The sequence below is a fragment of the Staphylococcus warneri genome (genome assembly GCF_900636385.1).
In the GTDB taxonomy this organism is placed as follows: Bacteria; Bacillota; Bacilli; order Staphylococcales; family Staphylococcaceae; genus Staphylococcus; species Staphylococcus warneri.
In genome coordinates this window covers 1,836,508-1,850,154 of sequence record NZ_LR134269.1, presented here as the reverse complement: position 1 = coordinate 1,850,154, position 13,647 = coordinate 1,836,508, and the positions used below count along the sequence as shown (strand labels likewise).

The 13,647-nt window shown below is 31.6% G+C and carries 8 protein-coding genes; 6 read left to right on the top strand and 2 right to left on the bottom strand.

The window, feature by feature from the left end:
• Nucleotides 1-106: 106 nt before the first annotated feature.
• Both argH and EL082_RS08980 read right to left on the bottom strand, forming a co-directional pair.
• Nucleotides 107-1,486: an argininosuccinate lyase gene (gene argH / locus EL082_RS08985; RefSeq protein WP_049415355.1), complete on the bottom strand. Its 1,380-nt coding sequence runs from the start codon at nt 1,484-1,486 to the stop codon at nt 107-109.
• Nucleotides 1,479-2,681 (bottom strand): argininosuccinate synthase, encoded by a 1,203-nt coding sequence (locus tag EL082_RS08980; RefSeq protein ID WP_002465521.1) that lies wholly within the window; start codon nt 2,679-2,681, stop codon nt 1,479-1,481. The genes argH and EL082_RS08980 overlap by 8 nt, the downstream gene beginning before the upstream one ends.
• Nucleotides 2,682-3,001: 320 nt before the next feature.
• Here EL082_RS08980 and EL082_RS08975 point away from each other — a divergent pair, with 320 nt between their 5' ends.
• The 6 genes from EL082_RS08975 to addA all read left to right on the top strand — a co-directional run bounded on the left by EL082_RS08975 (nt 3,002) and on the right by addA (nt 13,643).
• Nucleotides 3,002-4,333, top strand: a complete 1,332-nt coding sequence (locus tag EL082_RS08975) for a glucose-6-phosphate isomerase (protein WP_002450798.1) — start codon at nt 3,002-3,004, stop codon at nt 4,331-4,333.
• A gap of 220 nt (nt 4,334-4,553) precedes the next feature.
• Nucleotides 4,554-5,129, top strand: a complete 576-nt coding sequence (locus EL082_RS08970; RefSeq protein WP_049415358.1) for a TVP38/TMEM64 family protein — start codon at nt 4,554-4,556, stop codon at nt 5,127-5,129.
• A gap of 4 nt (nt 5,130-5,133) precedes the next feature.
• On the top strand, nt 5,134-5,655 hold the full coding sequence (gene lepB, locus EL082_RS08965; protein ID WP_002465524.1) for a signal peptidase I: 522 nt from the start codon (nt 5,134-5,136) through the stop codon (nt 5,653-5,655).
• 18 nt (nt 5,656-5,673) lie between these two features.
• Nucleotides 5,674-6,249, top strand: a complete 576-nt coding sequence (gene lepB / locus EL082_RS08960) for a signal peptidase I (protein WP_002465522.1) — start codon at nt 5,674-5,676, stop codon at nt 6,247-6,249.
• Between the two features lie 264 nt (nt 6,250-6,513).
• Entirely contained in the window at nt 6,514-9,984 is a 3,471-nt protein-coding gene (gene addB / locus EL082_RS08955) for a helicase-exonuclease AddAB subunit AddB (RefSeq protein WP_019235846.1), read from the top strand.
• Nucleotides 9,981-13,643, top strand: coding sequence for a helicase-exonuclease AddAB subunit AddA (gene addA, locus EL082_RS08950; protein WP_002467065.1), 3,663 nt, complete (start codon nt 9,981-9,983; stop codon nt 13,641-13,643). Before addB ends, addA begins: the two co-directional genes overlap by 4 nt.
• Nucleotides 13,644-13,647: the final 4 nt, after the last annotated feature.

Here is a 13,647-nt window from a genome sequence, read left to right as displayed (position 1 = left end):
CAATATAATTATAATTTAAAACAGTTGTCTTGATGTTTATGTTGGAAGATGTGAGGATTGGAGACTAAAACAAGGAGAGACAGTTTGTCTCTCCTTGTAAAATATATTATGAATTCATTAATTGTTGTGCAACTGATAGTTGGTGTTTAACTGCATCTTGACCTGTTGAACCATAACTCTTACGACGTTTTAAACAATTTTCAGGTTTTAAAAAGTCATAAATATCAGCTTCGATACTTTCATGATGTGATTGATAATCTTCTAAAGGTACATCGAGTAAATAAACACCCTTATTAATACAATCTAAGACGATTTTTCCAACAATTTCATGTGCTGTTCTAAATGGAACGTTCTTACTTACTAGATAATCCGCTAATTCAGTAGCATTTGAAAAATCTTTAGTAACTGTTTCATTTAAACGATTGGTATTTACCGTCATAGTATCTAGCATACCTTCAAATATTTTTAATGAACCTTTAATGGTATGAATCGCATCAAATAAGCCTTCTTTATCTTCTTGCATATCCTTATTATAAGCTAATGGCAACCCTTTGAGTGTTACTAACATACTCATTAAATGTCCTGTGGTACGTCCAACTTTACCTCTAATCAATTCAGCCATATCTGGATTTTTCTTTTGAGGCATGATGGAAGAGCCTGTAGAAAAGGCATCAGATAAAGTAATGAATTTAGCTTCATCTGTAGACCAAAAGATAATTTCTTCAGAAAATCTTGATAAATGAACCATAGTTAATGAGATATTATGCAAAGTTTCAACAATATAGTCACGGTCACTTACTGCGTCCAAACTATTTTCATAAACTGCACTAAAATTGAGTAATTTTTGTGTTTCATGACGATCAATAGGATGTGTTGTCCCACTTAATGCTGCTGCACCAAGAGGGGAGATATCGATTCTTTTCATACTATCTTGGAAACGTGATTTATCACGTTCTAACATCCAAAAGTAAGTCATAATGTGATGTGCAAATGAAATAGGTTGTGCACGTTGCAAGTGTGTATAACCAGGCATAATCGTATCGACATGTTGGTTAGCAATTGACAGTATTGTTTGTTGTAATGATTTAATTAATTCAATAATGCCATTTACTTCTTCTTTAGTATATAAATGCATATCTGTAGCTACTTGGTCATTTCTACTTCTTCCTGTGTGAAGTTTACCTCCAGCTTCGCCAACACGTTGAATCAGTTCATGTTCAATATTTAAATGAATATCTTCTAATGACGCTTTGAATGCTATTTTATTTTGATGTACGTCTTTTTGAATTGCTTTTAGCCCTTCGATAATTGTACGGGCTTCATCTTGACTGATAATATTTTGATTAGCGAGCATTGTAGCATGTGCTATACTGCCTTGTACATCTTGATCGATTAGATTTTGGTCGAAATCAATTGAAGCATTAAATTCATCAACCCATTCTTCTGGTTGTGCTTCAAATCTGCCTCCCCAAGCTTTATTACTCATTACTATAGCCTCCATGTAACATAGCATTGACTTGTGTTGGTAAACCATAAATATCGATAAATCCTACTGCAGCTTCTTGATTAAAGGCATCTTCTTTAGTGTAAGTCGCAAGTTTTTCATCATATAGTGTATATGGTGATTTTCTTCCATTTACAATCGCATTGCCTTTGAATAATTTAACTCTCACGTCACCTTCAACATATTGTTGTGTACTGTCAATAAATTGTTTAAGACTATCAGTCAATGGAGAGAACCATAGACCATTGTACACTTGTTCAGAAAATTGCTTTTCAATGACTGGTTTGAAGTGTGCCACGTCTTTAGTTAGGGTAATTGTTTCTAATGCTTTATGTGCTTTTAAGATAACTTCCGCACCTGGTGTTTCATAGATTTCTCTTGATTTAATACCTACTAATCTGTTTTCAACATGGTCAATTCTACCAATACCATGTTTACCAGCTAATTGATTTAAATAAAGGATTAAGTCATCTAAATTATAATCTTTACCATCGACTTGAACAGGTACACCATTTTTAAATGAAAGGATAATTTCATCAGCTTCATCAGGTGTATCTTCTAGTGCATTAGTTAAATCGAAGGCATCTTCAGGGGGAGCAGCATATGGATCTTCTAAAATACCGCATTCGTTAGCTCTACCCCATAAATTTTGATCGATGGAATAAGGTGAATCATAGTTAATAGAAACTGGAATATTATGTTTGATAGCATAATCAATTTCTTCTTCACGACTCCATGCCCATTCTCTTACTGGTGCAAATGCTTTTAAGTTAGGATTAAGTGCTTTAATAGCAACTTCGAAACGTACTTGGTCATTACCTTTACCTGTACATCCGTGAGCAATACCTACTGAATTTGTTTTTTCAGCAATTTCAACTAACTTTTTAGAGATTAGGGGACGAGATAATGCAGATACTAATGGATATGCATTTTCATACATTAAATTCCCTTTAATAGCATAGCTAACATAATCATCACTAAATTCTTTTGTTGCATCAATGATGTGACATTCTACAGCACCCATTTTTAATGCTTTGTCATGAACAAGGTCTAAATCTTTACCTTCTCCTACATCTAAGCAACAAGCGACTACGTCGTATCCTTTGTCAATTAACCATTGTACTGCAACGCTTGTATCTAATCCTCCGGAATATGCTAAAACGATTTTCTCTTTCATATTTACACCTCAAATTATTTTCAGAATTTTAATATAAATTCATCATAGCAAATTCTTGATGAAAAATAAACCATAAAACTACATAAATATACATTTTAGGTAAAACTTTTTAGAATAGAAATACATGTAATAGTTGGTATGCAGGCATTTTAATTAATTAATAATTTTTAGAAAATTGTATAAAGAAGGAAGGTTGTTTAAATGATTTAAGAAGATGACACTGAAAATTCACTTTTTGAATATAAAATAGAGACTTGTGAATTGAATAGCATATACAAACTTAGTAGAATTAAAGTAGTAAAACATAGGAGGCTTTTTAGATGACTCATATTCAATTAGATTATGGTAAGACTTTAGAATTTTTTGGAGAACATGAATTAGAACAACAAAAAGATATCGTGAAGACATTACACAAAACGATACATGAAGGAACTGGTGCAGGAAATGATTTCTTGGGTTGGGTAGACCTTCCAGTTGATTATGATAAAGAAGAGTTTTCAAGAATTGTAGAAGCTTCTAAACGTATTAAAGCAAATTCTGACGTGTTAGTTGTTATTGGTATTGGTGGCTCATACCTTGGTGCACGTGCTGCTATTGAAATGCTAACATCTTCATTTAGAACAAATAATGACTATCCTGAAATTGTTTTTGTAGGTAATCATTTATCATCAAGCTATACAAAAGAATTAGTAGATTATTTAGCTGACAAAGATTTCTCTGTAAACGTCATTTCTAAATCTGGTACAACTACAGAACCAGCAGTTGCATTCCGTTTGTTCAAACAATTAGTTGAGAATAAATATGGCAAAGAAGAAGCTAAAAAACGTATCTTTGCTACAACAGATAAACAAAAAGGTGCATTAAAACAATTAGCTACAAATGAAGGTTATGAAACATTTGTAGTCCCTGATGATGTAGGTGGCCGTTATTCAGTGTTAACTGCTGTAGGTTTATTACCAATCGCAGCTGCAGGTATTAATATTGAAGCGATGATGATTGGTGCAGCAAAAGCACGTAAAGAATTATCTTCTGACAAATTAGAAGAAAATATTGCTTATCAATATGCAACAATCCGTAACCTTCTATATAGCAAAGGTTATACAACTGAAATGCTTATCAACTATGAACCGTCAATGCAATATTTCAATGAATGGTGGAAACAATTATTTGGTGAATCAGAAGGTAAAGACTTTAAAGGTATTTATCCTTCAAGTGCTAACTACACTACTGATTTACATTCATTAGGACAATACGTTCAAGAAGGTCGTCGTTTCTTATTTGAAACAGTTGTTAAAGTGAATCATCCAAAACATGATCTTACTATTGAAGAAGATAGTGACGATTTAGATGGATTAAATTATCTTGCTGGTAAAACAATTGATGAAGTTAATACAAAAGCGTTTGAAGGTACATTATTAGCACATACTGATGGTGGCGTACCTAATATCGTTGTTAACATTCCACAATTAGATGAAGAAACATTTGGCTATGTCGTGTACTTCTTCGAACTTGCATGTGCTATGAGTGGTTATCAATTAGGTGTAAATCCATTCAATCAACCTGGTGTAGAAGCGTATAAACAAAATATGTTTGCTTTACTTGGTAAACCAGGATTTGAAGATATGAAAAAAGATCTTGAAGCAAGATTATAAGTCATCAATTACAAAGAAAAATAATCATTTTAAATGATTTAAATATAATTGAAATAATACCGATGGAACATAATGTGTTTCATCGGTATTTATATTGATATAGAGAATCATCTACGCCTAAAGATGTATTTATTGAATTTAAAAAGATAGTTGTTTCAAAAAGCTATAATTACAACTATAATAAATATAGTAATGTTTACCGAAGAAAGGATTTGGGATTTTGTCGTTTGAACAGTTAGAAGAATGGTTTGATTTATTTCGGCAATTTGGATATATTCCAGGCTTTGTGCTCATTTATTTTCGTGCAATTATTCCAATATTACCGCTAACGTTATATGTCATATTAATTATGCATACATATGGTGCTATAGTAGGTATTATCATATGTTGGCTAGGTATCGTTTCCGGTACTTTTACTATGTTTTTAATTTTTAAACGATTAGTCAACACAAAAAAGATGAAGCAATTTAAAACTAAACGATCTGTACAACGATTAATTAGTTTTATTGATAGACAAGGTTTAATACCATTATTTATATTATTATGCTTTCCATTTACACCAAATACATTGATTAATGTAGTGGCAAGCCTTTCACATATTAAAACAAAGTATTATTTTATTGTATTAACTTTATCTAAATTGATTTCTATCACTGTATTAGGGATAATGGGACGAGAAGTAACGACTATTTTCACTAATCCGATAAGAGCAATTGTGACTATACTTTTTTTCATCATACTTTGGTTTATTAGTAAAAGGGTAGAAAAGTATTTTATGGGCTCTACTAAGGAGTGAAAAAGTGAAAACTGTTATTAAATATTTGATTTCCTTAATATTTGCGATTATTATTGTACTGTTCATTCAAACATTCGTTATTAGAGGAGCCGTCGTTTCCGAAGACAATATGTCACCTACAATAATTAAAGGTGATAGATTAATTGTTAATAAAATTAAAGTTACATTTAATTTATTAGATACTGGTGATATTATCATGTATAAAAATGATGGGCATACTCATTTTGGTAGGATTATAGGTAAACCAGGTCAATCTATTGAAATAAGGAATAATAAAATTTATCGTGACGATAGAGAAATTAAAGATAAATTTGCGGAAAATAGACAATTAAACAACTTTTCATTAAGAGATATGAAATATTCTGATGGCGATATCATTTCACCTAAACATTATTTTGTGTTAAATGATAATGATCATAATCAATCAGACTCAAGACGCTATGGTTTAATTGATAAACAGAATATTATTGGAGATATAAGTATTAAATATTATCCGTTTGAAGCATTTACGACAGATTTTAAATGAATATAAGAGGTGTCTAATTTGAAAAAAGAAATTATGGAGTGGGTTATTGCCATAGCGGTGGCTTTAGCATTAGTATTTTTAATAGGAAAATTTGTTGGTCAACCGTATACAATTAAAGGTGATTCAATGGATCCAACATTAAAAGATGGTGAACGCGTAGTTGTTAATATTATGGGCTATAAAATAGGTGATGTGAAAAAAGGTAACGTCATCGTTTTCCATGCTAACAAGAAAGATGATTACGTAAAACGTGTGATTGGTGTACCTGGTGATAAAGTACAATATAAAAAAGACCAATTATACATTAACGGTAAGAAACAAGATGAACCTTATTTAAATTATAATGAGAAACGTAAGCAAATTGAATATATTACTGGTACTTTCCAAGTGAAAGACTTAGCTAATGCAAATCCTAAATCTAACGTGATACCTAAAGGTAAGTACTTAGTATTAGGTGACAATCGTGAAGTAAGTAAAGACAGTCGTTCATTCGGCTTAATCGATAAGGATCAAATTGTTGGTAAAGTATCATTTAGATTCTGGCCATTAAATGAATTTAAATTTAACTTTAATCCAGATAATACTAAAAATTAATACGATTTAAAGTGGTAGATGTTGTAATGATGTCTACCGCTTTTTTCATTTTACGCTACTTTGCCAGGGGAGTGGGGCCCCAAACATAGAGAATTTCAAAAAGAAATTCTACAAGCAATGCAAGTTGGGGTTACGACGAAATCTCAATATTAATTTAAATTAAAGGTTCACCCTAGCTAAAGCTAGTGCGCAAGAAACACTAACATTTTATAAAAATGTAGTGTTTCTATGTGTTAAAATGTTGTCAAAGGAGTGAGGGTTATAATGGAATTAAATGCATATATTGGGAGAGCTGGTACTGGTAAATCCACAGCAATGGTTGATGAAATTAAAGATAAAATGAAACGTGACCCACTTGGGGATCCAATTATTTTAATCGCTCCAACACAAAGTACATTTCAATTTGAACAAGCATTTGTTAATGACAATTCACTGAATGGTAGTTTAAGAACAGAAGTACTTCATTTTGAAAGATTAAGTCATAGAGTATTCCAAGAAGTTGGGGGCTTCAAGGAACAACGTTTATCTAAGGCTGCGACAGAAATGATGATTTATCATCTAGTACAACAATTTCAAGATGATATGAAATTATATCGTTCGCAAGCTAAATATTTTGGATTTAGTGAAAAGTTAGCAGAACAAATTCAAGATTTTAAAAAGTATTCTGTTTTGCCAGAGCAAATTGATGAATTTTTAAATACGCATCATGTTCAAACGAGAACAAAGCATAAATTAGAAGATATATCTTTAATATATAAGCAATTTGAATCGAGAATGCATGGACAATTTATTACAGTAGAGGATTCATTGCGTCAATTTATTACACAAATGGATCAATCTGAGTGGTTGAAACGATCAGAAATATACATAGATGGCTTCCACAACTTTTCAACTTTAGAATATGAAATGATACAAGCATTAGTAAAGAATGCTAAAAAAGTAACGGTATTACTCACTACTGACGGGAATAAAGATGCTTTTAGTTTATTTAGAAAGCCCTCAGAAGTACTCACGCATCTCGAAGATATAGCACAAGACTTGCATATCCAATTAAATAAAAACTTCTTTACAGATATTTATCGATTTGAAAATAATGACTTAAAATCATTAGAGTCACAATTCGATGCATTACAAATCATACCTCAAAAATCAGAAGGATTTATAGATATTTTTGAATCATCAAGTATGAGAGAAGAAATAAATGAAATAGCACGTCAAATACTTAAAGACACACGTGATAATCAATTACGTTTTCAAGATATTGCAATCCTTTATAGAGATGCATCTTATGCGGATTTATTTGAATCAATTTTACCGTTATATCAAATTCCATTTAACATCGATACAAAGCGTTCAATGACACATCATCCTATTATGGAAATGATTCGTTCATTAATCGAAGTCATCCAATCTAATTGGCATATCAATGCCATGATGCGTTTATTGAAAACCAATGTACTCACAGATCAATTTAAAAATAGTACCCATCTTATAGATTTATTGGAAAACTTTGCGATAGAACGCGGAATATATGGAAAAAGATGGTTAGATGATGAGTTATTTAACATAGAAAACTTTAGAAAAATGGGGCGCAAAGAACATCAACTGACTCAAGAAGAAAGAGACACATTTGAACAAGTAGTCAAATTAAAAACAGATGTCATCGATAAAATTTTACATTTTGAACAAGCCATGAATGAAGGAAAAACAGTACGAGATTTTGCGACGGCATTTTATGAGAGTATGGAATATTTTGAATTACCGAATCATTTGATGACTGAGAGAGATATGCTAGATAATGATGGTTATCATGAACAAGCTGAAGAAATTGATCAAATTTGGAACGGATTAATACAGATTTTAGATGACTTGGTGACAGTCTTTGAAAATGAAAATATGTCATTATCTCGTTTCTTAGAAGTGTTTGATATAGGATTAGAACAATTAGAATTTGTTATGATTCCACAAACACTAGATCAAGTAAGTATTGGTACCATGGATTTAGCAAAAGTAGATAATAAAAAGCATATCTATCTTGTAGGTATGAATGATGGTTCAATGCCACAACCCATTTCTTCTTCTAGTTTAATTAGTGACGATGAAAAGAAAATATTTGAAGAAAATGCTCAAATCGAATTAAGTCCTACGGCAGATATTTTACAAATGGATGAAGCATTTGTATGTTATATCGCTATGACTAGAGCAACTTCTAAAGTGACATTTTCATATAGTTTAATGGGGGCATCAGGTGATGAAAAAGAAATGAGTCCATTTCTCGCTCAAATTAAAGATATTTATCAAGACTTGGATGCAGTTAATATCCATCAGATGCATCAAGCGTACCCAATGTCTTTAATTGAAAATGTGCATCAAACTAAAATTAATTTGTTTGAAGCGCTGAGAGCGTGGTTAGACGAAGAAATTGTAGCAGAGACATGGATAGATGCGTACCAAGTTATGCGAGATGACGAGCGTTTAAATAAAGACCTAGATTATTTAATGACTTCATTAACTTACGATAATGAAACTACACAACTTAATGAAACACTGGCGCAAGATTTATATGGTAAAACCATCAATGCAAGTGTATCGAGATTTGAAGGGTATCAACAGTGTCCATTTAAACACTACGCTTCACATGGCTTACGATTAAATGAACGCACAAAATATGAACTACAGAATTTTGATTTAGGTGATATCTTCCATTCTGTATTGAAATACATTTCGGATCGTATCAATGGCGATTTTAAACATTTAGATCAAAAGAAAATCAAGGCATTAACTACTGAAGCATTAGAAACTATTCTACCTAAAGTACAATTTAATTTACTAAATTCGTCTGCTTATTATCGATATTTATCACGAAGAATAGGTGCCATTGTAGAGACGACACTTAATGCACTAAAATATCAAGGCGATTATACAAAATTCAAACCACAACAATTTGAAACAGGTTTCCGTAAAAAGCCTAAATCTGATGATGAGTTAATTGCACAATCATTAACAACTAAACAAGGTGTACCCATTAATATCAGAGGTCAAATTGATCGTATTGATACGTATACTAAAGATAATCAAAGCTATGTTAATATTATCGATTATAAATCGTCAGAAAGCAGTGCCACACTTGATTTAACCAAAGTGTATTATGGCTTACAAATGCAGATGATGACGTATATGGACATTGTGCTACAAAATCAAGATAGATTAGGATTAACAGATATAGTTAAGCCAGGAGGATTACTATATTTCCATGTTCATGAGCCAAGATTAAAATTGAAAAACTGGTCGGAAATTGATCAAGAGAAAATAGAAAAAGATTATATTAAATCATTTAAAATGAGTGGATTAGTTAATAGTGACGAAGATGTTTTAGATGCATTAGATATCCGTTTAGAACCTAAATTCAAATCTGATATTGTGCCAGTAGGGTTAACGGCTAAAGGTGCTATTAGTAAATCTGGTAGTCAAGTTGCTGATGAAAAAACAATTTATAAATTTATAGAACATAATAAAAATAACTTTATTGATACAGCAACACATATTATGGATGGTCACACAGAAGTATCACCACTTAAATATAAACAAACATTGCCGTGCCAATTTTGTAGTTATCAATCAGTATGTCATGTGGATGGTATGATTGATAGTAAACGATATCGCACAGTTGATGAATCGATTAATCCAATAGAAGCAATACAACAAATGGAAGAAAATGGAGGTGAAAATGAATGATACCTACAAAACCTAAAGATGTTATTTGGACAGATGCACAATGGCGTAGTATTTATGCGAAAGGTCAAGATACTTTAGTAGCGGCTGCTGCAGGATCCGGGAAAACGGCTGTCCTTGTAGAAAGAATTATTCAACGAATTTTAAGGGATGAAATTGATGTTGACCGCTTATTAGTTGTAACATTTACGAATTTAAGTGCTAGAGAGATGAAACATCGTGTGAATCAACGTATACAACAGGCTTCCATAGAAGATCCAAATAACGAACATTTAAAAAATCAACGTATCAAAATACATCAAGCACAGATATCCACTTTGCATAGTTTTTGTTTAAAATTAATTCAACAACATTATGATGTATTGGATATCGATCCGAATTTTAGAACGAGTAGTGAAGCGGAGAATATTCTACTTTTAGAACAAACGATTGATGAAGTATTAGAACAACATTATGATAAGTTAAATCCTGATTTTATTGATTTAACAGAGCAATTATCAAATGATCGTAGTGATACACAATTTAGAAATATGATTAAACAGTTATATTTCTTTAGTATTGCTAACCCTGATCCATTCGAATGGTTAAATCAACTATCTGCACCATACCACGATGAAACACAACAAGATGATTTATTAAAATTATTAAACGATTTAGCAATGATCTTTATTAATGCTGGTTATGAATCGCTTGAAAAAAGTTATGAATTATTTTCAATGATGGAAGGTGTTGAGAAACAATTAGAAGTTATTGAAAAAGAACGTCGATTTATGCGTGATTTATATAATAATGATCAACTACAGGTGGATGTACTTGTTAATCACCAATTTGTAAGTCGATTTCCTAGTATTAGCGCTAAAATTAAAGAAGAAAATGCGATGATGCTCGACGCTTTAGAAGACGCGAAAGCCTCATATGATAAATATAAAGACATGATTAATAAAGTGAAAAATGATTATTTTTCAAGAACTCCAGAAGAATTAAAACGTGATATGCAATTACTTGCGCCACGTGTGAACTATCTTTCAGAAATTGTGAAAGATGTTATCCATGATTTTAGTAAGCATAAGAGAAGTCGAAATGTATTAGATTTTGCTGATTACGAACATTTTGCACTTCAAATTTTAACCAATGAAGATGGCACACCGTCTGCCATTGCTGAAATGTATCGTCAACATTTTTCTGAAATATTAGTAGATGAGTACCAAGACACAAACCGAGTACAAGAGAAAATTTTATCTTGTATTAAAACGGGTGATGAATCGAATGGTAATTTATTTATGGTTGGTGATGTAAAACAATCCATTTATAAATTTAGACAAGCAGATCCTAGCTTATTTATTGAAAAATATAATCGATTTAATGTTGATGGATATGAGGCAGGAATGCGTATTGATTTATCACAGAATTTCCGTTCTCGTAAAGAAGTGTTATCTACTACTAATTATTTATTTAAGCATATGATGGATGAAGCGGTAGGAGAAATCACTTATGATGACGCAGCTCAATTATATTATGGTGCACCTTTTGATGAAGTTAATCATAATGTAGAATTACGTACATTAGTTGAAGCTAGCTCGGAAAATAGTAAATTAACGGGTACTGAGCAAGAAGCTAATTATATCGTTGAACAAGTAAAAGATATTTTAGAACATCGAAAAGTCTATGATATGAAAACAAATACGTATCGACCAGCAACGTATAAAGATATCGTTATTCTAGAACGAAGTTATGGCCAAGCACGTAATTTACAGCAAGCATTTAAAGATAATGATATCCCATTCCATGTCAATAGTAGGGAAGGATATTTTGAACAAACAGAAGTACGTTTAATATTATCGTTTCTTCGTACAGTTGATAATCCATTACAAGATATTTATTTAGTCGGGTTAATGCGTTCAGTGATTTATCAATTTACAGAAGATGAATTAGCTAATATTCGCGTATTTAGTCCGAATGATGATTATTTTTATCAATCGATTCAACAATATATAAAAAATGATATGGCTAATAAAAAATTAGTAACTAAGTTAAAACGATTTTTAGCTGATATTCAACATTATCAAGACTATAGTCAGCGCTATCCTGTTTATCAATTAATTGATAAATTCTATAATGACCATTATGTGATTCAATATTTTAGTGGTCTTATCGGTGGTAGAGGTCGTCGAGCAAATCTTTATGGTTTATTTAATAAAGCGATTGAATTTGAGAATTCAAGTTTCCGAGGTTTATATCAATTCATTAGATTTATTGACGAGTTGATTGATAGAGGTAAGGATTTCGGTGAAGAAAATATTGTTGGTCCAAATGATAATGTGGTTAGAATGATGACCATTCATAGTAGTAAGGGCTTGGAATTTCCATTTGTCATTTATTCAGGACTATCTAAAAGATTTAATAAAAATGATCTGAGTAGACAAGTTGTATTGAATCAAAAATATGGTTTAGGTATGGATTATTTCGATGTTAATGAAGATATCGCGTATCCTTCATTATCTTCAGTGGCTTATAAGGCAATTAATGAGAAGGAAATGATCTCTGAGGAAATGCGTTTAATTTATGTTGCATTAACTCGTGCCAAAGAGCAATTGATTCTGATAGGTAGGGTGAAAGATGAAAAAGAATTAGGTAAATTAGAAAGATTGCCAATTTCGGGAAACCATCTTGCAGTTAACGAACGTTTAACTGCACCAACGCCATTTACTATGATTTATAGTATTTTAGCTAAATATCAATCTTCAAGTATTACAAATGATCAAAAATTTGAATCAAACATAGAACAATTAGATAGCAATGTTAAACCAAGAGTGAATCTATATGTAGACAACTTCGAAGATATATCAACAGAGACTCTAGTATCAGAAAGTGAACTAAGAACTGTAGAAGATATTGAAAATGATCAAAGCGGTAATGATGACATCAAAGCTAAAATTAAGGAAAAACTAATATTTGAATATCCATACCAAAAGGATATTGAAAAACCATCTAAACAATCTGTATCTGAATTGAAGCGTCAATTGGAAACAGAGGAAAGTGGTACAAATTATGATCGAGTGCGTCAATACCGTATTGGTGTGTCAACATACGAAAGACCAAAGTTTTTAAGTCAACAAGGTAAACGTAAGGCTAATGAAGTGGGGACATTAATGCACACAGTAATGCAGCATTTGCCGTTTAAAATGAGTAGATTGACTGAAACAGAGTTAGATGAATATATCGATCGTCTAATAGAAACTAATATTATTGAATCTGACGCTAAAGAGGATATTAGATTTAAAGAAATTATGTCATTCATTCAGAGTGATTTATACATGAATATTGCCAATGCAGATCAAGTTTACCGAGAGTTACCATTTGTAGTGAATCAATCGAAAGTTGATCAGATAGAGTTGGAAGATGAGGGTGTATCGATTATTCAAGGTATGATTGACTTGATTTACGTGAGTGAAGGTCAATATTACTTTGTAGACTATAAGACAGATGCATTCAATCGACGAAAAGGGCTAACAGATGAGGAAATCGGACAGCAATTGAAAGATAAATATCAAATTCAGATGAAATATTATCGCAATACATTAGAAACGATTCTTCAAACAAAAGTTAAAGGTTATCTATACTTCTTTAAGTTTGGCATGTTAGAAATAGATGATCATGAATGATTTC